Raw genomic sequence first — 20724 nt, 5'->3', positions numbered from 1 at the left:
GGCGCGGGACGGGGCGCAAACGACAGCGGAATCGTAAGGGCCATCGGGCTATGCGCCGCCGCGATGCGGCGCGCCCTCTCCTCGACCCGTGCCGTCCTGCGCGGCTGGCTGGTGGCGGCGCTGGGGCTGCTCGGGCTGAGCGGCGCGATGGCGACTGGTGCGGCGTGGCGGGCGCTGGCCTCCCACCCGGCCACCGCCGCCGCTGCGATCATCCCGGTCGGTTACGAGGCGCAGGATCACTTTCCCGGTGCGGCCGCACTCTATCTCGCGGACGCTCCGGCCCCCGCTCCCGCCGGCGCGACCGGCACGATCGAGCTGCCGCCGCTCCCCGTCTCGGCCGCCCAGGCGCAGGCGCTGGTCGCGGCGGAGACCGGCATCGTCCCCGCCCGACCCTTCTCCACCGCCGCCGCGACGGGGCTGGACCGGGGCCGGGCGCTGCAATGCCTGGCGGATGCGATCTATTACGAGGCCGCGAGCGAGCCCGACGCCGGCCAGCGCGCGGTGGCGCAGGTCATCCTCAACCGCGCCCGCCACCCCGCCTTTCCCGCGACGGTCTGCGGCGTCGTCTACCAGGGGTCGGAGCGCGGCGGCTGCCAGTTCTCCTTCGCCTGCGACGGCGCAATGGCGCGAGTGCCGTCGCGGACCGCCTGGACGCGCGCGGCACGGGTCGCGGCGGCGGCGCTGGCGGGCTATGTCTACGCGCCGGTCGGGCTGGCGACGCATTACCACACCTACGCCGTCACCCCGGCGTGGAACCGCACGCTGGTGATGACCGACGTCGTCGGCGCGCACTTCTTCCATCGCTGGAAAGGCTATTGGGGCACCGCCGCCGCCTTTTCGCAAGCCTATCGCGGCGGCGAGCCCGTGCCGGGTCCGCATGTGCCGGTGGTCGCACCGATGGCGCCGGCCATCGCCATCGCACCCAGCGCCTCGGGCCCGACCTATTCGACGATCCAGCCGCCGTTTCAGGCGTCGAGCGTGGCGGCGGCGGCACCGACCCCCGACGATCGCCTGCCCCCCGCCGCGCCGATCCTCGACCGCTGGCGGGACTCGGGCAAGCCGCTGTAATCAGAACTCCGGGGCGGGAACCCAGTTGGTCTCGATCACGCCATAGCGATCGATGAACCCGGTCAGCGCGATCATCTCGCGTTCGGCCTTCAGGCGGATGCGACGGCCGTTGCGTTCGATCAGGCCGCGCCGTTCCATGTCGCCCAGCGTCCGGCTGACATGGACCTTGGTCAGCCCGACGGCGTCGCCGATGTCCTGCTGCGTCAACGGCAGGTCGAACGAGTCGACCACGCCGCCCGCCGTCACCCGCAGCCGGGCGATGATGTCGAGCAGCAGCAGCGCCAGCCGCTCCTCCGCGCCCATCCGACCGATCGAGGTCAGACGATCGCCGATTGCGACATATTCGGCCGCGGCGATCGCATAGAGCGCCCCCGCCAGCCGCGGCTGCGCCTTGAAGATGCGGCCGAGCTGCGGCTTCGACAGTTCGGAGACGATCACGTCGCTGACCGCGGTAACCGTGTTGGTCGCCAGGCTCCAGGCGATGCTCGACGTGCCGACCAGATCGCCGGCATAGTGAAACGACAGGATCTGCCGGCTGCCCGTCACCAGCCGTCGCGCCGAGTGCGTCCAGCCTTGCTGGACGATATAGAGCATCTCGTTGGGGCGATCCTGCTCCATCAGCAGCTGCCCCGCCGAAAAGCGCAGCTCGCGCCGCTCCGCCCAGTCCAGCGCGTCGCGTTCGTCGGTCGTCAGCGGCAGATACTGCTCCAGCCGACTTACCAGCGCGCTCTGCCGCATCCGTGTCATTACCTCCGACCCGCCCCTCATCCGGCCCGGTGTAGGAGCAGCGGTGCCGGGCGCGCAAGCGCGCTCACTCTGCTGCAAGTTGCATCCCCTCGTCGACGTCTGCCTCTTGCTCGGCCGCGACGCCCCGTTCCAGCGTCGCCTCGTCCGCTGCCAGCGCCGCCGCGTCGGCCTGCGTGATCCCGAACCGCGCCGCCACGTCGGGCGCATAGCGGAGCAGGTCGGGGCGCAGCCGCAGCAGCGACAGGTCCTTGGACTTCCCCTCCATCATCACGTCGAACTCCAGCCCCGCCGCCGTCCGCATGAAGGTAGCGAACTCGAACGGGTTGGTGAAGTCGGCATGCCCGGTCCAGATCGGCGGCAACAGCACCGTCTTGATCCGCGCGGTCGCCTTGACCGGCGCCTTGAGCAGCTCGCCCTTCTTCGCACCCTTGCCCGCTGCGCGCTCCTTCGCGGTGATCTTGCGCTTCACCTCGCGCAGCTCGGTGCGCGGGCTGGAGAAGTGAATCTTCGGCCGCACGCCCACCGGCCAGCTCGCCAGGAAACGCTCCAGCGTATCGCGCATCTCCAGCCGCTCCGGGTTGAGGCACCAGAAATGCTGGTAATCGAAGATCAACCGCACGCCCGTCCGCTCCTGAATCCACAGCGCGTCGGCGGCGGAAAAGCGGATGTCGTCGTTCTCCAGCACGATGCGGCGCTGCACATGCTTGGGGCATTGCTCATAGCCAGCGATCCAGCGCGCGCGGCTCGCCTCGCGGTCGTCGTAGACACCGCCGACATGGGTGACCATCACCGCCTCGTCGTTCAGCTCCATCCGGTCGAGCATCTCCGCCTGGCTCGACAGGTCCCAGATGCTCTTGCGCGTCAGTGCCGGATCGGGGGAGTTGAGCAGAACATACTGCGACGGGTGGAACGACAGGCGGATGTCGAGCGCCTTCGCCTTCGCCCCGAACGCGCGCAGCTCGGCATCGCTGTCGGCGACCATCGAATGGAACTGCGGCATGCCGGGATGGGTCGCATAGGGCGCGATGTCCGACGACAGCCGGTACATGTCGAGCTTCTCCTTCGCGAGATAGTCGAGCACGCGATCGAGCAGCTCCAGCGAGCATTTGAGGTGCGGCCCCTTTTGCCACCGTCGCGTATCCTGCGACTTCAGGTCGGGTCGCCCCATCACCTTGACGGGGAAGCCGAGGCGTAGCGGTCTGCTCATGCGGGCACCTGTTCTTCGGGAAAGCCGAGCCCGGTCACGAAGGCGTTCCAGTCGCCGTGGCGGAGCGCACCGCCGGTGGCCTGGGCGTGGCCGTTGCCATAGCGGGAGTCGGCACCGGGCGGGCGATGGCCGGCCAGGAAGTCGACCAGGTTCTCGCCCCGTGCCGAGCGCGTCGCGAAATGGACCCAGTCGTCGCGATACCCGGTGTTGGCGGCGATCACGATCTTGTCCTTCAGCCGCCCGCGCCATTGCTGCGCGATCAGCGGGTGGATCTGACATGGCGAGGCGAACCGGATCAGCGCCACGTCGCCGCGCACCTTCGGCGCGACGCGCCGTGCCGCCTCGACCGCCTCGCGCACCTCCGCCTTGGCGGCGACCAGCGCCCGCGCGTCGGCACCGTCGCCCTTGGTGATCGCCTTCGGCCCGTCGCCGGCCAGCAACAATCGCAGGGCAGGAGAGGCGTCGGCCGTCGCGGTGCGGCGGGGCGCGTTGACGAGGCTGACCGCGTCCTTCAGCGCCGTCTTGCCCCAGCGCGCCTGCGCCTCGGCCAGCTCGGGAAAGCCGCGCTCGTCCGCCATGTCGCCGATCAGCCCGAGTGCGGCGAGCCAGAGCAGGTCGGCCTGATCGCCCAGCGCCCCTGCCGCCCACCACGCGAGCAGCGCCGTGGTCGGTTCCGGCGTCAGGCCGTTGCCGCTGATCGTGATGGCCTCCGCCGGCGTGCCCGTCGGCAGGTGATGGTCGATCACCACCGTCGGCACGCCCGGACGGACCGCGTCCGGCCTGGTGCCGAGGTCGGCGACGATCAGCCCGCCGGGCGTACCCAGCGAGGCGGCGAAGGCGTCGTCCCACGGCGTCTCGCCCTTGCCGGTGACACGCGGCTCGGCCTGCCAGCCGGCGTGTCGCAACGCGCGGACGAGGATCGCGATCGCGACCAGCCCGTCCGCATCGAAATGGCCGAGCACGACGATCGCGCGGTCGCGGTCGAACCCTGCCAGCGCCTTGGCGAACGCCGCACGAGCGGAGATGCCGGGGTCCGTGTGTTGGGAAAGCGCGCCGATCACCCCCGTCTAACGACCGGCGTCGGCTCCGGGTCCGCTCAGGCGCGCTCCATCGCGCTCAGCTTGAGCTCGCGGAGCACTTCGAGCACCTCTTCGGTGTCGATGTCGGGCAGCACCTGCTTCTGGATGGCGATGCCGAAGATCGCGAGCGTCACCGCGCGCGACACCGCACGGTCGCGCGCGGTCGATTTGACGCCGGCTTCCTCCGCCGATTCGGTCATCCGCGACGCGGTGCGGGAGTTGAGCTGCTGCTGAAACTCGCCGAAGCGCGACCGGAGCGCCTCGTCGCTGCGCGCGCCGACCATGATCTCCATGAACGCGACGCCGGCGGGCTGCAGCCCGGCGGCGAGCCGCAGATCCGGCAGGGCTGCATATCGCTCCCATCGATCGCCGATCTTGTGCGACTCCTTGACGAAGTTCGCCGCGTCCAGTTGCAGCGAATGGGCGAGCGTCGCCAGCATCAGGTCCGCCTTGGACGGAAAATGATGCAGCATCGCGCCGCGACTGACCTTCGCGCTGGCGGCGACGGACACGGTCGTCGTCGCGCCATAGCCCTGTTTGAACAGGCAATCGACCGCCGCCTTCAGGATGCGCGCGCGGGTCGACGCGCTACGCTCCGCCTGGGTACGGCGAACGGGTTTCGGCACTGGTTTGGAAGTCGGCGTCTCAGTTGCCACGCGGGCCTCCCGTCGACGCCGCGACCATCGCGGCGTCGAACGGAAAGGCGTTAACCATTACAGCATTGTAATGAAACCGTCTTTGCGACGTAAAGACCACCGGAGCGCGTCAGGTCGTGGCCGGCATCCGATGGAGCGCGCAGATCTTGTTGCCGTCGGGGTCGCGCAGATAGGCCAGATAGAGACTGCCGAACGAGGCCTTGCGCACGCCGGGCGGGTCCTCGATCGCGGTGCCGCCGTTGTCGACGCCGGCCTGGTGCCAGGCGTCGGCCTGTTCCGGCGTCATCGCGAACCCGATCGTGCCGCCGTTCGCATGCGTCGCCGGTTCACCGTCGATCGGCGGCGTCACCAGGAACGTCGAGCCGTTGTGCATATAGATCAGCCGGCCCTTGTCGTCCTGCATCCCGGCCCGGCCGCCCATCGCCGCGAAGGTCGCGTCATAGAAGCGCTTCGATCGGTCGATATCGTTGGACCCGACCACCATGTGACTGAACATCGTCTCTCCTCCTCCTTAGTACATCACCACGCTGCGGATGCTGTCCCCCGCATGCATCAGGTCGAACCCCCGGTTGATCTCGTCCAGCGTCAGGACGTGGGTAATCATCGGATCGATCTCGATCTTGCCGTCCATATACCAGTCGACGATCCGGGGCACGTCGGTGCGTCCCTTGGCGCCGCCGAACGCGGTGCCGCGCCAGTTGCGCCCCGTCACGAGCTGGAACGGGCGGGTGCTGATCTCGCGGCCGGCCTCCGCCACGCCGATGACGATGCTGGTGCCCCAGCCGCGGTGACAGCATTCCAGCGCGGTCCGCATTACCTCGGTATTGCCGGTCGCGTCGAAGCTGTAGTCGGCGCCGCCGTCGGTCAGCGCCAGCACCGCCGCGATCGTCTCCTCGCGGCTCAGCCCGCGCGCGTCGATGAAGTCGGTCATGCCGAAGCGGCGGCCCCACGCCTCGCGCTCCGGGTTGAGGTCGACGCCGACGATCCGTCCCGCGCCGACCAGCTTCGCGCCCTGGATGACGTTCAGGCCGATGCCGCCCAGCCCAAACACGACGACGCTCTCGCCCGCCTGCACCTTGGCGGTCTTGACCACCGCGCCGACCCCGGTGGTGACGCCGCAGCCGACATAGCAGCTCGTCTTGAACGGCGCGTCCGTCCTGATCTTCGCCAACGCGATCTCGGGCACGACGGTGAAGTTCGAGAAGGTCGAGCAGCCCATGTAATGAAAGATCGGCTGCCCCTTGTAGGAGAAGCGCGTGGTGCCGTCGGGCATCAGCCCCTTGCCCTGCGTCGCGCGGATCGCGGTGCACAGGTTGGTCTTGCCGCTGAGGCATGACTTACACTGGCGGCATTCCGGCGTGTAGAGCGGGATGACGTGGTCGCCGGGCACGACGCTGGTGACGCCGGGGCCCACCTCGCGGACGACGCCCGCGCCCTCATGGCCGAGGATGCTCGGGAACAGCCCCTCGCTGTCTAGACCGTCGAGCGTGTAGGCGTCGGTGTGGCAGATGCCGGTCGCCATGATCTCGACCAGCACCTCGCCGGCGCGCGGGCCGTCGAGGTCGACCTCGACCACCTCCAGCGGCTGTTTCGCCTCGAACGCGACGGCGGCTCTGGTCTTCACGGGGCGATCTCTCCGGACAGGATGCGCTCGTATAGCGCGATATAGTCAGCCGTCATCCGCTGGACCGAAAAGCGCCGCACCACCGAGGCGCGGCAGGCGGCGCGGTCGATCTCGCCGATCCGGCCGATCGCGGCAACCGCCTCGTCGAAGCTGTCGACGAGGAAGCCGTTGACGCCGTCCTCGATCAGCTCGGGCATCGAGCCGCGGCGATAGGCGATGACCGGCGTGCCGCACGCCATCGCCTCCGCCACCGACAGCCCGAACGGCTCGTCGAAGCCGATCAGGTGGAGCAGCGCCCTCGCCGAACCGAGGACGCGGGCGCGCTCGGTGCCCTGGACGACGCCGAGGTGGCTGACCCGATCGCCGAGGTAGGGCGCGACCTCGCGCTCGTGATAGCCTGCGTCCTGAACCAGCCCGGCCATGACGAGGCGATGCCCCGTCGCCGCCGCCGCCGCGATCGCATCCGCCGCGCCCTTGTCGGGGTGGATACGGCCGAAGAAGAGCAGGTCGTCGCCGCCGACCGGGTCGAACGGAAAGTCGTCGAGGCGGATGCCATGATGGATCGTCGCGGCGTAATGGAGGTCGGCGTGGCGGTCGGCGTCGCTGATCGCGACGTAATGCACGCGGTCGTCATAGGCGCGATAGGCGGGCAGGATGCGCTCGGACGAGAAGCCGTGGATGGTCGTCACCACCGGCGTGTCGACGAGCCGGCTGAAGGCGAGCGAGACGAAATCGGCCTGGTTGTGGATCAGGTCGAACTCGCCCGCACGCTGGAAGACATGCGCGACGTGCAACGCCTCCCAGACCTTCGCGTCGATCGTCGGGTCTTCGGAATAGGCGTGCGGCACGACCCCGGCGAGCGTGCCGGCAGTGTGCGAATCCTGCGTCGCGAACAGCGTCACGTCGATCCCGGCGGCGACCAGTCCCTCGGTCAGCAGGCTGGTGACCAGCTCCCACGGGCCATAGCCGGCGGGCGGGGTGCGCCACGAGATCGGGGCGAGCATGGCGACCTTCATGACGGAGCCTTAAGGCTGGCGGGATCGGTGCGCCAGCGCAGCGAAGGCGCTGCATGGGTCGGCGCGTCGTCCGTCACCGTCGACCGGTTCCATCACGCCGACTCCTGCCATGGATGCTGATCCGCCTCCCGTTGTTCGACGGGCACGACAAACCTCGAGGTTAGGGTGGCGACAAGCGGAGCAAAGCGGGGTGCAACCATATAGCGACACCGACGGCCACCAGCCCTCCTGCTCGATGTGCGGTCGCAAGGGGCTTTACCCGCTGCCGCGACCGGCACGAAAGCAGGCGGGCCGGCGAACCGGCGCCGAGAGCCCACCAACGGCAAGGTCATTCGTCGTCACATGTGCAGCCGACGTCGAGACACAGCTTGGCTCCTGATCGGCGACAGATCCCCAACAGAACGGCGGCCACCACGAGCATTCGATCGAAAGTCAGGTCCAGACAGGTGGAATGGGCGATTGGGATGGTCGGCCGCCGAAGGTCTGCCGACGGCCGTCTACGTGCATGGCGCTGCCGGCACTTTCGGGCTCTTACCCAGAACCTCGCCCGATCTTCGGGCTCATCGTGCTCCACCGGGCGCTACGCCGTGAAAGCGGTCGAGCGGGAGAGTGTGTCCCAGGCATCGATCTCGGCCTTTATGGCGTCGAGCTTGCCATCGACCAGCCCCAGGGCGTCCTCACCCAAAAACCAGGTGCGCGAGACGGTGCCCTCGGCATGTAGCGAACGCGCGAGCGCCTCGCCCCAGGCAGCTAGCTGGTGATCGGCTGCGCCGGGCGTGCGGCTCTGCGTCCTGATAAGGCGCTCGAGCATCTTCAGGCGGCGAGGCCCCATAGACGGGTCCGCCAGGTTGGCGACGCCAGCCTTCACCAATCGTCTCGCACGGAACAGCCGGTAGCCCGCCTCATCCCAGATCACGGCCTTCCGGACGCTCGTCCACGCTTCCTCACCTCCGGCTGCCGGGACCAACGCGAAGTCCTGCCAGGCGCTGCCGGGGGATCGTTTGCCTAACATGACCCGCCGCAGGTCGTCCGGGTCCCACGCCATGAGGTCGAAGACCAGGCAATGACCCAGCGAACCCGTCTCCACCTTCAGTTCAACGGCCGCCGCCGCCGCGGTCTCGGCCAGTTGGTCCATTAGGGTCGCGTTGAGCGGCAGGTCGAAGGCGGCTCGGCGGCGGTCGATCGAGGCGTAGAACGGCGCGTCAATGTGAGCGCGCAGCGGAGACTTCAGTTCCTTAGCCATCGGCAGGAAGTTGTAGATGCGCCCGACGTCCCGCTCGCCCTCGCCGAGTGGAACGGCGACTGCCACCGACGGCTGCCCGCGCCAGTCCCGCCAGCGCGCTAGCTGCGGCTCCTTGGACACGCTCCTCTCCACGGCGCCCGCAAGGATCGCGCCGTCCACGTCTTTGCGGACCACAAGGAAGCGGTGTCCTCCGGGCTGAAGGACCGCGACCTCGTACCTGTTGGTCGATGCCGCGTCGGGCAGCGGCCGGTCCGTCACGGTGCGGGTCAGCGTCTCGCGCACGGGCTCGCTGCCGGACGCCTCGATCTCGATGACCACCTTCTTAAGCCGCTCCAGGAACAGGAGAAGGGGCGCAGCCGGATCCAGCAGCGCGAGAACCTGTTCGCGAGCGTCCTTCCCCACCTCCGCCGCGCGTAGAGAAAGGTGCACAACGGTCGCGAACCCCTCCCGCGCGAACTTCCGGATCGCCTCGTCCTGCTCGACAAGCGGTACCGCGGCGAGGTAGCGCGGCAGCGTATCGGCGACCATCTCCACTATGGCGGGGGCGGCGCGGCCAAACATCCGATCCCGCACCTCGTCCTTCGAAGCGAAACGGAAGCAGAAGCCCCCGAAGCGTTCGGCGGGACGCGCGTCAGTCTGTGAACAGATGCGGGGATCGTCGGTCAGCGTCTCGACGCTGCGGAAGCCCAGCCCCTTGTTGCCGATGCCCTCGCCGACGCTCTTGCTGCTGACCGCGACGTTCCGGATCGCGCCGACGTTCCGCCAGTTGAAGCCGCGACCGGCGTTCGCCACGTATAGGTCGCCGAGTCCGTCCGCATCAAGGACGAGCCGGAGCTTGATCTCGCCATCCTCCCCGGCCTCGTGCGCGTCGTGCGCGTTCTGGAACAGCTCGAACACGACCCGGCTGCCATACTCACCGCCGACCACTTCATTGACGTTGCGCAGACTCTCGTAGGTTTGCAGCCCGGAGCGCACGGCATGGATGGCGTTGTCGAACTGCCGGTCGAGCAGCGCTTCCAACATGGATGCCGGATCATCGATCGCGTCCGCCTCGATCGCGCCGATCTCCAACGGGTCCTGGTGGTCGCGCGGCTTCATTGATCCTCTCTACGTCGCTCTCGGGCCACGGCTGCCTTTACCCCGCGCACCACGGCGTCCATGATTCAGCATGGCAGCACCGTCCGACCACAGCTATGATCTTTTTGAGCGACCAGTGAACCGAAAGGCCGACACGGTCCTCGTCGTCACTCCCTACGTCGAGCGGGAGTTCTTCGAGGGGCTCATCCGCGACCTCAGGCCGAAGCGCCTCAACGTCGTCATAGACGATGGCTGCAGGCCCGATGACGTCCAGATGATAAGGGACGCTGTGGCGGCGTCGAAGCGCAGAATCGTGCTCACCTGCGTGTTCGGCTCGGCGCCCGGGCTCGTCCACCTGAAGCTGTTCTACATCGTGTGGCGGACCGAGGCGAAGAGGACCGCGCGCACCCTGATCTTCGGGTCGGCCAACGCGACCAAGCAAGGCTTCAGTGGCGCGTAGAATGCCGAACTGATTGCCAACTGTCGCCTGACCAAGTCTCGACACTCGCACATCATAGCCTGGTGCGACGAGGTCGTGGCCGGGACCGAAGCGGGCGAGCCTCGCGAGATCGATGCAGCGACGGACCTGAACCTGGGGGTGGGCCTCCAGCTCCGCCTTCCAGGGATCAAGGTCGGTCGCGAGAGGCACTCGCTCAGCAATTTCGACCTGTGGATCCAGCGGGGATACCTACTGTCGGACTTCCGGCCGGAGCAGAGCTTCCTCAAGCTGCCCGTCCGGCTCAAGCAGGCGCTCGGGCAGAATGAACAATCGCGGATGGTATCACTCAGCGGCTTCGAGGTGCCAGCTACGAAGAACCTGACATATCATTACCCCGGCGAGGCGGGCGCTGACGACATGCACAACGACGCAGCGAGTGCGGACGATAGCGATGCAGGCAACTGGCGTCGCCGGCTATTCGTCTGGACCCACCTTGGGGACTGGTGTTCCGAGGCGTGCTACAAGGCGGATAGCGGGACTTTCAGAAAACGAGGCTACGAAGATCGCGTGGCCCTCGTGAAGACGCTGGCGGGATTGAACGATCCGGCCTCGCTAGGGCGTGCACGCGGCGCCTTCATCGACGCGATAGCCGGCTTGTGGGACCCTGAGCTGCTGCCGGTTCCGTGGACACCGAGATAAGGTGTTTTTGGATCCGTAGGGTGTGAATGCAACGACGGAAATTCAGCCGCGAGTTCAAGCTCGAGGCGGTGAAGCTGGTGCGGGAACGCGGGGTGTCGGTATCGCAGGTGGTGCGCGATCTGGACCTGCACGAGAACGTGCTGCGCAAGTGGGTGCGCGAACAGACGGCGAATCCGGGATCGGCGTTTCCCGGGCACGGCGTGATGAAGCCGGAGCAGCAGGAGATTGAGCGGCTTCGCCGCGAGCTTGCCAGGATGAAGGCAGAGAGGGACATCCTAAAAAAAGCGGCGGCCTACTTCGCAAGGGACTCGATGTGAAAGTTCGAGTTCATCGCGAAGCACCGGGGGACCTGGCCGGTGTCGTGGATTCGCGAAGCGCTCGGTGTTTCGCGCAGCGGCTTTCACGCCTGGCTTGTTCGTGCGCCCAGCGCCCGCACTCGCACCGATGAAGAGTTCGCTGGCAAGATCCGCGCGAGCTTCGTCGCGAGCTACCGGACATACGGCGCGCGCCGCGTCTGGCATGATCTTCTGGCCGAAGGCCTTTCATGTGGTCTGCACCGCATCGAACGGCTGATGCGCCTTCACGGCTTGAAAGCGCGCCCCCGGCGGCGTGGGTTGCCGAAGGATGTTGGCGAGCGGTCGGCCATCGCCGACAACGTGCTCGATCGCCAGTTCACGGCCGATGCTCCGAACCAGAAGTGGGTGGCCGACTTCACCTACATCTGGACCGCCGAGGGCTGGCTCTATGTCGCGGCCGTCATCGACCTGTTCTCCAGACGGGTGGTCGGCTGGTCGATGAGCGACACCATGACCGCCCAACTCGTGACCGACGCGCCGATGATGGCGGTCTGGCGTCGCGGAAAACCCGATACCCTGTTACATCACTCGGATCAGGGCAGCCAATATACAATCGATCAGTTCCAAAGACTTATGGCGGACAATGGCGTCACCTGCTCGATGAGCCGGTCGGGCAACGTCTGGGACAATGCCGCCATGGAGAGCTTCTTCTCCTCGCTGAAGACCGAAAGGATCGCCCGCAAGACATATCGAACGCGCAATCACGCGAAGGCCGACGTGTTCGATTATATCGAGCGCTTCTACAATCCCACGCGAAGGCACTCGACCCTGGGCTATCTCAGCCCGATGGACTTCGAGCGGCAAGCGCTTGTAGCTTAACCTCGTGTCCGTGAAACCGGCAGCAGCTCAAAGAGGGTCTCCGCCATGGGAGTGGCATATCGCTCCACCTCCTCGGTGGCGAGTCAGCGTCGGTGAGGCTTTGTCATCCACCGGGAGTTTTGCCGCTTACCTACACGCTTTGTCTCAGGCCCGAACGTCAGGTAACCTATACGTCAGCCGCTTGCCGACGATACCGTCCAGCGCGCGATCAGCCCGACCGCGATCATCCACACCGTTGGCGATTCGGTGATTATACCGAAACTCGAACTCGCACAGGTAGCGGTGAAGGTGCTGCTCGCCGCAATGCTTATACACGCCGCGCATTCCGCGCTTGAAGATCGAGAACGATCCTTCGACGGTGTTCGTGTGGATGACCGGGTTCTGCGGGTCGACGTAGACGCCCTTCATGTGCGGCGTCGTCGCACGCGAGGCGAAGTGGCGGTGCATGTCGCGATACTGTCCGGCGTCGTCGGTCGGCAGGTTGGCTTCGCGGGCTATGTTCGCCTGTAGGATCGGCGTGAGGTGGCGACCATCACCTTCTCGACACGCGTGCGGCTGGTGTCGCGATTGTCCAACGCCAGCACCCCTGAAGAGGAGGGGAGTTTTATCTCCGGCTTGGCAGCGCCGCCAAGGTCGCGCGGCGGTCGGCGAAGCTCGCGGCGCTCCAGCCGGCGATCTCGTCGAGCGTGCGGGCACAACCCTCGCACAGGTCGTCGTCGCCGATCACGCAGACGCCGGTGCAGGGGCTCGCCACGTCCGCCGGTTCGGGCGGGACCAGCTCGAACATGCGAGGCTCAGCCGGCGATGGTGGCCGACAGGAAGTCGGGGATCGGGCCGTTCCAGCCGACATCGGGACCGTCGTTGCGCTCGTCGCGGCGCGGGCGGCGGTCGTCGCGGCGGGGAGGGGCGGCGTCGCGTGGGGGCAGGGCGTCGCGACGGGGAGGACGGGCCTCCTCGCGGGCGCGCGGCTCGCGCGTCGCACGATCCTCACTCGCCGGACGGTCCTCGCGTGCTGGCCGATCCTCGCGCACCGGGCGCTCCTCACGTACCGGACGTTCCTCGCGCGGGGCGGGTGCCTCGTCGCGGGTCGGCGCGTCGGTTTCGTCGCGCGGCCGGGGTGCGCGGGCGGGGCGATCCTCGCGGGGCGCGTCGCCCTCGCCACGACGTCCGCGGGTCCGGCGCGGGGCGCGCTCGGCGGGCGCTTCGTCCTCCTCGCCGCGCGAAGCGGACGGCGTCGCTGCCGCGAGCCGCTGGATCGTCTGGCCGGTCAGCTTCTCGATATTGGCGATGTTCTCCGCATCGTCGGGCGCGATCAGCGTATAGGCGACCCCCGTCGCGCCCGCGCGGCCGGTGCGGCCGATGCGGTGGACGTAATCGTCGGGATGCCACGGGGCGTCGTAGTTGAAGACGTGGCTGACGCCCTTGATGTCCAGCCCGCGCGCGGCGACATCGGACGCGACCAGGATGTTGATCTCGCCCGCCTTGAAGCGGTCGAGTTCGGCGATCCGCGCCGACTGTTCCATGTCGCCGTGGATTTCGCCGGACCGCTGGCCGTTCTGGCGCAGCGCCTTGTTGAGGTCGCGCACCGTCGTCTTGCGGTTGCAGAAGATGATCGCGCTCTCGACCTCCGGCTGCGCGAGCAGCGCCCGCAGCCGCGGCTGCTTGCCGCGCTGACCGTCGACCGGCACCAGATATTGCGTGATGTTGAGGTTCGACGACGCCGGGCGCGACACCTCGATTGTCTTGGGATTGTCGAGGAACTTGTCCGCCAGCTTCTTGATCGGCGGCGGCATGGTGGCGGAAAACAGCAGCGTCTGGCGCTGCTTGGGCAGCTTCGTGCAGATTTCCTCGATGTCGGGGATGAACCCCATGTCGAGCATCCGGTCCGCCTCGTCGATCACCAGCAGGTTGCAGCCGGTGAGAAGGATCTTGCCGCGCCCGAACAGGTCCATCAGCCGGCCGGGCGTCGCGATCAGCACGTCGACGCCGTCCGCCAGCGCCTTGACCTGATCGCCCATCTGCACGCCGCCGATCAGCAGCGCCATCTTGAGGTCGTGCTGCTTGCCGTATTTCTCGAAATTCTCGGCGACCTGCGCCGCCAATTCGCGGGTCGGTTCGAGGATGAGCGAGCGCGGCATCAGCGCGCGGCGGCGGCCGTGGGCGAGGATGTCGATCATCGGCAGCACGAAGCTCGCGGTCTTGCCGGTGCCGGTCTGGGCGATGCCGATGATGTCGCGCATCATCAGCACCGACGGGATCGCGCTCGCCTGGATCGGCGTCGGGTCCGAATAGCCGGCGTCGGTCACCGCTTGCAGCAATTCAGGGGAAAGGCCGAGATCGGCGAAGCTCATGCATATGTCCGGCTGACGGGGCGGGCGACGGCGCGAGCCCCAGGCGCCCGCGCGCTTGCCGAAACCGCCGCCGAAGTCAAGAAATTACGCCCGCGCCGACGTCAGTTGGCGGCTTGCAGCGCCCGGAACCGGTCGATCTCGCACGCCGCGCCCGACCGCACCCGGATCGCGTCGCGACCGGCGCAGATCATGCCGTCGCCGCCCGGCCGCACGTAGAAGCCCGAATAGAAGTCGAGCGGGCGACAGTCGCCGTCCAGCTTCGCGCGCACCCGCCGCCCGCCGACCAGCACCAGATCGACCTGGTTGGGCGCGGACACCAGCGCTCCTGCCATGCCCTGCGCGGGAATGCATTTGGGCCCGCGGCGTTCGCGCCAGACGATCGGACGCGGCAGCAGCGATCGCGCGGCGCTGGGCGGGGGCAGCGGCATCCGGGGCACGCGGATGATGATCCGCTCGCGGATGGTGAGCTGCGCCACCTGTACTTCGCTGCCGCGCGGCTCGGCATCGGCCGCGATCGCGATCGGAGCGATGAGGGACAACAGGGTGACGGGCAGGGCGAGCTGGTGCATGGGGTCCTCGCGCCCTAGTCCGCCACGTTGAACGGGTGATGAACTTTGCCACAGCTTCCCGACGCTTCTGCTGCCCAGACACGGATGCTCGACGCGCTCGCCGGTCAGGTCGGGCCGCGCACGATCGTCCGCGACGCCGAGCTGATCGCGCCGTGGCTGATCGACTGGCGCGGGCGTTTCCACGGCGCCGCGCCGGCGCTGCTCCAGCCCGACACGACGGCGGAGGTGGCCGCGATCGTCACGGCCGCCGCCGCGCATGGCGTGGCGCTGGTGCCGCAGGGGGGCAACACGTCGATGGTCGGCGGCGCGACACCGCCGGCGGATGGCTCGGCGCTGCTGCTGTCGCTGCGGCGGCTGAACCGCATCCGGTCGGTGGATGCGGCGGCGGGGCTGGCGGTGGCGGAGGCGGGGGTGATCCTGGCCGAGCTGCATGACGCGGCGCTGGCGCAGGGGCGACGCTTTCCGCTGACGCTCGGCGCGCGCGGGAGTGCGACGGTGGGCGGGCTGGTCTCGACCAACGCCGGGGGCACGCAGGTGCTGCGCCACGGCACGATGCGCGGGCTGGTCGCGGGGCTGGAGGCGGTGCTGCCCGACGGCTCGATCCATCACGGGCTGCCGTCGCTCAAGAAGGACAATCGCGGTTACGACCTGAAGGAGCTGCTGGTCGGGGCGGAGGGGACGCTGGGCATCGTCACGGCCGCGACGCTGCGGCTGGCGCCGGCGGTGACCGCGCGCGCCGTGGCGTGGCTGGGGGTCGCGGACCCGGCGACCGCGCTGGCGCTGTTGCGGCGGCTGGAGGCGGCGACCGATGGGGTGGAGAGTTTCGAGCTGCTGCCCGCCGAGTCGCTGGCGGCGGTGCTGGCGCATCTGCCCGACGCGCGCGCGCCGCTCGCGGACACGCATCCGTGGCATGTGCTGGTCGAGGCGGTGGCGACCGCGCCCGATGACGAGCCGCCCGCCCGATTGCTGGAACGGCTGCTCGGCGACGCCCTGGCGGACGGCCTCGCGCGCGACGCGGTGATCGCTGCCAGCGAGGCGCAGGCGGAGGCGTTCTGGCGGCTGCGCGACTCGATCTCGGCGGGCGAGCGGGCGCAGGGGCCGGCGACGCAGCACGACATCTCGGTGCCGGTCGATGCGATGCCGCGTTTCCTGATCGACGGCGCGGCGACGGTCGAGGCGCGCTTTCCGGGCACGCACGCCTCGGGCTTCGGCCATCTCGGCGACGGCAACGTCCACTTCCATGTCCGCGCGCCCGCCGGGGCCGACCCGGAGCGCTGGTATGCGGAGGCGGCGCCGACCGTCACCCGGTTCGTCCACGACCTGGTCGTCGCGGCAGGTGGGTCGATCTCCGCGGAGCACGGCATCGGCCAGATGAAGCGCGACGAACTCGCGCGTCTGTCCTCGCCGGCGCGGATGGCGGTGCTGACCGGCATCAAAGGGGCGCTCGATCCGCACGGGCTGATGAACCCCGGCAAGCTCGTCCTTGCACCCGGTGCCGCGCGCCAATAAGGGTTGCGGTCTAGCGGCGGGCTTCACGGCCCGCCCTTTTCATATGTGATCGCGGAGAGTGATGTCATGGCCAGCGCGCCCCAGCTTCCCCTGTTCTACAAGGGTCTCGAGCCGCTTTCGAGCGAGACCCACGCCAATTATCGGGTCCGCCAGCAGGACAAGGCGCCGTGGCTCGCCGGGCAGCATGCGATCCCGATCACCGTGGACGAGTTCCCGATGGTGCAGCGCTACATGCCGATCGTCTTCTCGGTGGGCGACGAGGCGATCCCGCTGGCGCTGATGGGGCTGAACGAGGGGGTCAACGTGTTCGTCGACGACGAGGGCACGCTGACCGAAAACGCCTTTTATGTCCCGGCCTATATCCGTCGCTATCCGTACATGCTGGCGAAGCTGCGTCCCGAGGCGGACGAGCTGTCGCTGTGCTTCGACCCGACCAGCGATGCGATCGGCGCGTTCGACGACGGCGAACTGCTGTTCACCGACGGCCAGCCCAGCGAGCTGACCAAGAACATCCTCGCGTTCAACGAATCGTTCGAGCAGGCCGGGCAGCGCACGCACAACTTCATGAAGGAGCTCAGGGAGATGGAGCTGCTGATGGACGGCGAGGTGTCGATCCAGCCCGAGGGCAACCAGCAGCCGTTCATCTATCGCGGGTTCCAGATGGTGAACGAGGAGAAGCTGTCCGACATGCGCGGCGACCAGCTCCGCAAGATCGCCAAGTCGGGGATGCTGCCGCTCCTCTACGCGCACCTGTTCTCGCTCAGCCTGATGCGCGACGTCTTCGCGCGCCAGGTGCAGCTGGGCCAGCAGCCGCAGCCGACCCTGGGCTGAGCGCTCGCGCGCGATCGTGGTCCGCACAAAAATGTGCGGGGGGATTGAACCATCGCCGCGCTCGCCCATTTAGCTCTCGTACCGTTCGTGTCCCCCCTTTCACGAACGTGTACGGCACGCCGCGCGAACCCCCTTCCCGGCGTGTCTCCTCCCTGAACCTTGGCCACCCTGTGCGAAAGCACGGGGTGGTTTTTTAATAGGCGAAGCGCATTCCGCGACACGGCGCCGGGCACAACGTATATCCGGCGAAAACGGACTCCGGCTTGCCGGTCGGCTGTTCGACGATCGTCCACCTCCATCCGCCCGTCAGGCGGACGAAGCGGTTGACGTAGACGGCGTCGGCGAAGCGATACCGCTGGACGAAGCCGTCGGGCGTGGTCTCGCCCAGGCCGAGCGAGGGTTCGTACAAGCCGCCGAACGTGTCGGAGAAAACGGAGCCGAGCGCATCCGGCCGCTCGCCCGCGCCGTATGTGATGGCGGCTTCGTAGGGGCGCGGGCCTGTCGCGCGCAGATGGAGCGTGAAGTAGCGCCGTCCGAGATGCCATTCACCCTTGGCGATCGAGGCCGCGTCCCTGCCCCGCACCTGGCCGGCGACGCGCCAGCACCCGGCAAGTCCCGCCACCGTGGCCAGTCCCGGCGGCGGCACGTAGACGGGCAGGGTCGCCATCATCACCAAGGTCAGCATCATCGTCCTCCGCTATTCCGCCGCAAGGGGCAGCCCCGCCGCGAGCGCCTCGTTCGCCAACGCGGCCATGACATCGCGGATCACCCCTGCGATGCGGGTGAGCCCCGGACCCGGCCCACGCAACGCCGTGTCGAGGTAGAGGCTGCGATCGAGTTCCAGCTGGATAGCATGGATGCCTGCCGCCGGATCGCCATGACGGTCGAGGATGTGCCCACCGGCATAGGGGCTGTTGAGCGCCACGCAGAGCCCGGCGGCGGCGACCACCGCCTCCGCCCGCGCCACGAACCGCGTGCCCGCCGCGCGCGCCCAACGATCGCCCAGCACCACCCGCGTGTGGCGCGCGGCACCGGTCAGCGGTGGCATCGAGTGGAGGTCGACCAGCACCGCCACGCCCCACCGCGCGCGCGCCGCCGCCAGCGCATCGGCCAGCGCGGCGTGATAGGGCCGGTGATCGGACGCGATCCGCGCGTGCACCTCCGCATCGCTCCAGCGCCGCCGCCACAGGTCGTCCAACAAGCCGCTGCGGCGCGGGATCAGCCCGAGGCCGTGACCGACCTTGGCGGAGACGACCGGTCCCGGTGACGCGCCCTCGTCGACACGGGGATCGCGTTCGTCTTCGGCGCGATTGAGGTCGATCCAGGCGCGCGCGCGGCGCTGGACCAGCAGCGTCTCGTCGCCCCGCGCCGCCAGTGCCACCGCGTCGACGAAGCGGTCTTCCAGTGCCGCCAGCGTCGCGAGCGAACCTCGCGCCGCTGCCCGGATCGGCAGTGGATAGTCGCGTCCGGCGTGGGGCACGGAGAGTACGACCGGACTGGCCGGCACCGCGTCGCCCCAGCGTTCGAAGCCGCCGCTGTCCGCCATCGTGCCCGGCCTGTCCATCGCCGGGACGCTAACGGTGGGCGCGATCCGCCGCAACGCTCTCCCCTTTCTTAAGGAATAGGCGCATAGTCGGGCGGTTACACCCAGGGACGAGCGCCAAGATGATCCGGATTTTGCTGGCCGAGGACGACCAGGTGATGCGCGAGTATCTGACGCGCGCGCTGGAACGGTCGGGCTATGCCGTCACCGCCGTCGACCGGGGCACGGCGGCACTGCCGCTGCTGGAGACCGAGCGGTTCGACCTGCTGCTGACCGACATCGTCATGCCCGAGATGGACGGCATCGAACTGGCGCAGCGCGCGGGCGAGCTGGCGAGCGACCTGAAGGTCATGTTCATCACCGGCTTCGCGGCCGTGACGCTGAAGGCGGGTAAGGCGATGCCCAACGCCCGCGTCCTGTCCAAACCGTTCCACCTGCGCGACCTGGTGCTGGAGGTCGACCGCCTGTTCCAGGGCGCGAGCTTCGGCGAACTGTAACGGGGTTGCGCCCCTGCGTCGGCGCGGGTAGGGCGCGACACAGCGTGGGCGTGTAGCTCAGTGGTAGAGCACTGTGTTGACATCGCAGGGGTCGCAAGTTCAATCCTTGCCACGCCCACCATCTAAAATCCCGCCAGCCTGGTCGGTTGGCGGGATTTTCGTTTAGGGCGAAGGTCTGGGCGCGTGTCGACGTCCGTGCCGAAGCGTCGCTTGATCTTCCTCGGCTTGGCGACCCGCAGGGATTGGCCGACCAGGCGCTGCCGGGCTTCGTCGGGCGTCAGGCAGTCGAGGGCCGAGTGTATGCGGTGCCGATTGCGATAACCCTCGACCTGTTCGAACAACGCCTGCCGCGCTTGGACCTGCGTCGTCCATCGGCATTGATGGACGAGTTCGACACGGGGGTACGGAAGAGGCGTTCGATCCGGGCCTTACTGCGGCGGACTCCGGCGCGATCTACCGTGAGGTTTGCGAAGTTCCGCACCACCGCTCGCCGCTAATCAGATGCCCCAGTGTCGCATCGCCGCGAGCACCGCGGGCGCGTCCTCCCACGGCACGAAATGCCCGGCACCCTCGACGCGCGCGATCGTCAGGTCGGGGACCAGCGCCGCCAGCCCGTCCATCTGCACCGGCAACAGCGCCTTGTCCGCCATGCCCCAGATCACCAGCGTCGGCGGCGTGACGGGCGGGAAGGGGGCGTCGAGGAAGGCGGGGCGGGGCGGGTCCTCGCCGGGTTCGGGCACGACCACGGCGCTGGCGCGATACCAGTTGAGCATCGCGGTCATCGCGCCCGGCTGACCCCATTCGTCCAGATACGCGGCCTTGTCCTTGCCGACGACCGCGCTGGTCAGCACCTGCGCGAAGGTGGAGGAGAAGAACGCCTCCAGCCCCTTGCCGATCAGCCCGCCGTCCAGGCTCGTGTCGCGGAAGCGGCGGATATACTGGCTGGCGGCGCGCTGCGCGGGATCGTCGTAGAGCGAGCGCTGGAAGACCAGCGGGTGCGGCGCATTGACGATCACCAGCCGCGCGATCCGGTCAGGGTGCTGCAACGCCGCCATCCACGCGATCGCCCCGCCCCAGTCGTGACCGACCAGCGTGAACCGGTCGAGGTCGAAGACGTCGGCGAGTGCCAGCAGGTCGGCGACGATCCGGTCGGGCGCGTAGTGCTCGACCCCCGCCGGCTTCGACGACCGCGCATAGCCGCGCTGGTCGGGCGCGAGGACGAAATGGTCGCGCGCCAGTTCGGGCACGACGTCGCGCCACGTCCGGTGCGATTCGGGAAAGCCGTGGAGCAGGATCACCGCCGGCCGGTCGCGCGATCCGGCGACCTGCACGTCCAGCTCGACGCCGGTCGACAGGCTCACGCGCTGCAGGGCGTCGGTCATGGGCGGATCCTC

General features: G+C 68.5%; 23 protein-coding genes, 1 tRNA gene and 1 pseudogene. 9 read left to right on the top strand and 16 right to left on the bottom strand.

Annotated features, from left to right (window positions below; translation table 11 throughout):
• The first annotated feature begins 63 nt into the window (after nt 1-63).
• Nucleotides 64-1068, top strand: coding sequence for a cell wall hydrolase (locus ACOFKS_RS10400; RefSeq protein WP_419809162.1), 1005 nt, complete (start codon nt 64-66; stop codon nt 1066-1068).
• Here the strand turns inward: ACOFKS_RS10400 and ACOFKS_RS10395 are convergent, their stop codons facing one another.
• The 8 genes from ACOFKS_RS10395 to ACOFKS_RS10360 all read right to left on the bottom strand — a co-directional run bounded on the left by ACOFKS_RS10395 (nt 1069) and on the right by ACOFKS_RS10360 (nt 9738).
• Nucleotides 1069-1836, bottom strand: a complete 768-nt coding sequence (locus ACOFKS_RS10395) for a Crp/Fnr family transcriptional regulator (protein WP_419809161.1) — start codon at nt 1834-1836, stop codon at nt 1069-1071.
• 43 nt (nt 1837-1879) lie between these two features.
• Entirely contained in the window at nt 1880-3022 is a 1143-nt protein-coding gene (uvsE, locus tag ACOFKS_RS10390) for a UV DNA damage repair endonuclease UvsE (RefSeq protein ID WP_419809160.1), read from the bottom strand.
• On the bottom strand, nt 3019-4083 hold the full coding sequence (locus ACOFKS_RS10385; protein WP_419809159.1) for a phosphoesterase: 1065 nt from the start codon (nt 4081-4083) through the stop codon (nt 3019-3021). The genes uvsE and ACOFKS_RS10385 overlap by 4 nt, the downstream gene beginning before the upstream one ends.
• 35 nt (nt 4084-4118) lie before the next feature.
• The gene (locus tag ACOFKS_RS10380) at nt 4119-4727 is read right to left on the bottom strand and encodes a TetR/AcrR family transcriptional regulator (protein ID WP_419809158.1); all 609 of its coding nucleotides are present in this window, start codon (nt 4725-4727) and stop codon (nt 4119-4121) included.
• 139 nt (nt 4728-4866) lie between these two features.
• Nucleotides 4867-5253, bottom strand: coding sequence for a VOC family protein (locus ACOFKS_RS10375; RefSeq protein WP_419809157.1), 387 nt, complete (start codon nt 5251-5253; stop codon nt 4867-4869).
• Between the two features lie 15 nt (nt 5254-5268).
• Entirely contained in the window at nt 5269-6381 is a 1113-nt protein-coding gene (locus ACOFKS_RS10370) for an S-(hydroxymethyl)glutathione dehydrogenase/class III alcohol dehydrogenase (protein WP_419809156.1), read from the bottom strand.
• Nucleotides 6378-7397 carry a glycosyltransferase family 4 protein gene (locus ACOFKS_RS10365; protein WP_419809155.1) on the bottom strand — a complete coding sequence of 340 codons (1020 nt, stop codon included), beginning with the start codon at nt 7395-7397 and terminating at the stop codon, nt 6378-6380. The genes ACOFKS_RS10370 and ACOFKS_RS10365 overlap by 4 nt, the downstream gene beginning before the upstream one ends.
• A 580-nt stretch (nt 7398-7977) precedes the next feature.
• Nucleotides 7978-9738, bottom strand: coding sequence for a sacsin N-terminal ATP-binding-like domain-containing protein (locus ACOFKS_RS10360; RefSeq protein ID WP_419809154.1), 1761 nt, complete (start codon nt 9736-9738; stop codon nt 7978-7980).
• A 70-nt stretch (nt 9739-9808) separates the two neighbouring features.
• Here ACOFKS_RS10360 and ACOFKS_RS10355 point away from each other — a divergent pair, with 70 nt between their 5' ends.
• The 3 genes and pseudogenes from ACOFKS_RS10355 (at nt 9809) to ACOFKS_RS10345 (ending at nt 12030) form a co-directional block, all read left to right on the top strand.
• Complete coding sequence (locus tag ACOFKS_RS10355; protein WP_419809153.1) at nt 9809-10177, top strand: hypothetical protein; 369 nt, start codon at nt 9809-9811, stop codon at nt 10175-10177.
• Nucleotides 10178-10252: 75 nt separating this feature from the next.
• Nucleotides 10253-10855, top strand: a complete 603-nt coding sequence (locus ACOFKS_RS10350) for a hypothetical protein (protein ID WP_419809152.1) — start codon at nt 10253-10255, stop codon at nt 10853-10855.
• Nucleotides 10856-10881: 26 nt separating this feature from the next.
• Nucleotides 10882-12030, top strand: a pseudogene (locus tag ACOFKS_RS10345) (IS3 family transposase).
• Nucleotides 12031-12174: 144 nt separating this feature from the next.
• On the opposite strand, the gene ACOFKS_RS10340 reads toward ACOFKS_RS10345, so the two are convergent.
• The 4 genes from ACOFKS_RS10340 to ACOFKS_RS10325 form a co-directional block, all read right to left on the bottom strand.
• Nucleotides 12175-12726 (bottom strand): transposase, encoded by a 552-nt coding sequence (locus ACOFKS_RS10340; protein ID WP_419809151.1) that lies wholly within the window; start codon nt 12724-12726, stop codon nt 12175-12177.
• On the bottom strand, nt 12635-12880 hold the full coding sequence (locus ACOFKS_RS10335; protein ID WP_419809150.1) for a DUF1289 domain-containing protein: 246 nt from the start codon (nt 12878-12880) through the stop codon (nt 12635-12637). Before ACOFKS_RS10335 ends, ACOFKS_RS10340 begins: the two co-directional genes overlap by 92 nt.
• Nucleotides 12825-14381 carry a DEAD/DEAH box helicase gene (locus ACOFKS_RS10330; RefSeq protein ID WP_419809149.1) on the bottom strand — a complete coding sequence of 519 codons (1557 nt, stop codon included), beginning with the start codon at nt 14379-14381 and terminating at the stop codon, nt 12825-12827. Before ACOFKS_RS10330 ends, ACOFKS_RS10335 begins: the two co-directional genes overlap by 56 nt.
• A 101-nt stretch (nt 14382-14482) precedes the next feature.
• Complete coding sequence (locus ACOFKS_RS10325) at nt 14483-14950, bottom strand: hypothetical protein (RefSeq protein WP_419809148.1); 468 nt, start codon at nt 14948-14950, stop codon at nt 14483-14485.
• Nucleotides 14951-15034: 84 nt separating this feature from the next.
• Between ACOFKS_RS10325 and ACOFKS_RS10320 the strand changes: the two genes are divergently transcribed.
• Together ACOFKS_RS10320 and ACOFKS_RS10315 are read left to right on the top strand one after the other, a co-directional pair.
• The gene (locus tag ACOFKS_RS10320; RefSeq protein WP_419809147.1) at nt 15035-16459 is read left to right on the top strand and encodes an FAD-binding oxidoreductase; all 1425 of its coding nucleotides are present in this window, start codon (nt 15035-15037) and stop codon (nt 16457-16459) included.
• Between the two features lie 66 nt (nt 16460-16525).
• Nucleotides 16526-17290, top strand: coding sequence for a SapC family protein (locus ACOFKS_RS10315; RefSeq protein ID WP_419809146.1), 765 nt, complete (start codon nt 16526-16528; stop codon nt 17288-17290).
• Between the two features lie 193 nt (nt 17291-17483).
• Here the strand turns inward: ACOFKS_RS10315 and ACOFKS_RS10310 are convergent, their stop codons facing one another.
• Together ACOFKS_RS10310 and ACOFKS_RS10305 are read right to left on the bottom strand one after the other, a co-directional pair.
• A complete protein-coding gene (locus ACOFKS_RS10310) occupies nt 17484-17978 on the bottom strand; it encodes a hypothetical protein (protein ID WP_419809145.1) in 495 nt (164 codons plus the stop codon).
• Nucleotides 17979-17987: 9 nt separating this feature from the next.
• Nucleotides 17988-18854 (bottom strand): N-formylglutamate amidohydrolase, encoded by an 867-nt coding sequence (locus tag ACOFKS_RS10305; RefSeq protein ID WP_419809144.1) that lies wholly within the window; start codon nt 18852-18854, stop codon nt 17988-17990.
• Nucleotides 18855-18955: 101 nt separating this feature from the next.
• Here ACOFKS_RS10305 and cpdR point away from each other — a divergent pair, with 101 nt between their 5' ends.
• Both cpdR and ACOFKS_RS10295 read left to right on the top strand, forming a co-directional pair.
• Nucleotides 18956-19330 (top strand): cell cycle two-component system response regulator CpdR, encoded by a 375-nt coding sequence (cpdR, locus tag ACOFKS_RS10300; protein WP_419809143.1) that lies wholly within the window; start codon nt 18956-18958, stop codon nt 19328-19330.
• Between the two features lie 46 nt (nt 19331-19376).
• Nucleotides 19377-19451, top strand: a tRNA-Val gene (locus ACOFKS_RS10295).
• Between the two features lies 1 nt (nt 19452).
• Here the strand turns inward: ACOFKS_RS10295 and ACOFKS_RS10290 are convergent.
• Nucleotides 19453-19671 carry a hypothetical protein gene (locus ACOFKS_RS10290; protein WP_419809142.1) on the bottom strand — a complete coding sequence of 73 codons (219 nt, stop codon included), beginning with the start codon at nt 19669-19671 and terminating at the stop codon, nt 19453-19455.
• Between ACOFKS_RS10290 and ACOFKS_RS10285 the strand changes: the two genes are divergently transcribed.
• Entirely contained in the window at nt 19573-19827 is a 255-nt protein-coding gene (locus ACOFKS_RS10285) for a hypothetical protein (RefSeq protein WP_419809298.1), read from the top strand. The two genes, ACOFKS_RS10290 and ACOFKS_RS10285, sit on opposite strands and share 99 nt — an antisense overlap.
• On the opposite strand, the gene ACOFKS_RS10280 is transcribed toward ACOFKS_RS10285, so the two are convergent.
• Nucleotides 19828-20712 carry an alpha/beta fold hydrolase gene (locus tag ACOFKS_RS10280; protein ID WP_419809141.1) on the bottom strand — a complete coding sequence of 295 codons (885 nt, stop codon included), beginning with the start codon at nt 20710-20712 and terminating at the stop codon, nt 19828-19830.
• Nucleotides 20713-20724: the final 12 nt, after the last annotated feature.

Origin of the sequence: Sphingomonas sp., from assembly GCF_965200135.1 — a bacterium.
In the GTDB taxonomy this organism is placed as follows: Bacteria; Pseudomonadota; Alphaproteobacteria; order Sphingomonadales; family Sphingomonadaceae; genus Sphingomonas.
Note: the sequence above shows the minus strand (reverse complement) of the source record. Positions and strands in the feature narration are given on the sequence as shown.

Excerpts from the sequence above, each read along its gene's own strand:
- ACOFKS_RS10355 (WP_419809153.1), top strand. The coding sequence starts at position 9,809 with ATGGCAGCACCGTCCGACCACAGCTATGATCTTTTTGAGCGACCAGTG.
- ACOFKS_RS10315 (WP_419809146.1), top strand. The coding sequence starts at position 16,526 with ATGGCCAGCGCGCCCCAGCTTCCCCTGTTCTACAAGGGTCTCGAGCCG.
- ACOFKS_RS10375 (WP_419809157.1), bottom strand. The coding sequence starts at position 5,253 with ATGTTCAGTCACATGGTGGTCGGGTCCAACGATATCGACCGATCGAAG.
- ACOFKS_RS10395 (WP_419809161.1), bottom strand. The coding sequence starts at position 1,836 with ATGAGGGGCGGGTCGGAGGTAATGACACGGATGCGGCAGAGCGCGCTG.
- ACOFKS_RS10325 (WP_419809148.1), bottom strand. The coding sequence starts at position 14,950 with ATGCACCAGCTCGCCCTGCCCGTCACCCTGTTGTCCCTCATCGCTCCG.
- ACOFKS_RS10305 (WP_419809144.1), bottom strand. The coding sequence starts at position 18,854 with ATGGACAGGCCGGGCACGATGGCGGACAGCGGCGGCTTCGAACGCTGG.
- ACOFKS_RS10330 (WP_419809149.1), bottom strand. The coding sequence starts at position 14,381 with ATGAGCTTCGCCGATCTCGGCCTTTCCCCTGAATTGCTGCAAGCGGTG.
- ACOFKS_RS10280 (WP_419809141.1), bottom strand. The coding sequence starts at position 20,712 with ATGACCGACGCCCTGCAGCGCGTGAGCCTGTCGACCGGCGTCGAGCTG.
- cpdR (WP_419809143.1), top strand. The coding sequence starts at position 18,956 with ATGATCCGGATTTTGCTGGCCGAGGACGACCAGGTGATGCGCGAGTAT.
- ACOFKS_RS10360 (WP_419809154.1), bottom strand. The coding sequence starts at position 9,738 with ATGAAGCCGCGCGACCACCAGGACCCGTTGGAGATCGGCGCGATCGAG.
- ACOFKS_RS10400 (WP_419809162.1), top strand. The coding sequence starts at position 64 with ATGCGGCGCGCCCTCTCCTCGACCCGTGCCGTCCTGCGCGGCTGGCTG.
- uvsE (WP_419809160.1), bottom strand. The coding sequence starts at position 3,022 with ATGAGCAGACCGCTACGCCTCGGCTTCCCCGTCAAGGTGATGGGGCGA.
- ACOFKS_RS10310 (WP_419809145.1), bottom strand. The coding sequence starts at position 17,978 with ATGATGCTGACCTTGGTGATGATGGCGACCCTGCCCGTCTACGTGCCG.
- ACOFKS_RS10335 (WP_419809150.1), bottom strand. The coding sequence starts at position 12,880 with ATGTCGGCTGGAACGGCCCGATCCCCGACTTCCTGTCGGCCACCATCG.
- ACOFKS_RS10320 (WP_419809147.1), top strand. The coding sequence starts at position 15,035 with ATGCTCGACGCGCTCGCCGGTCAGGTCGGGCCGCGCACGATCGTCCGC.
- ACOFKS_RS10365 (WP_419809155.1), bottom strand. The coding sequence starts at position 7,397 with ATGAAGGTCGCCATGCTCGCCCCGATCTCGTGGCGCACCCCGCCCGCC.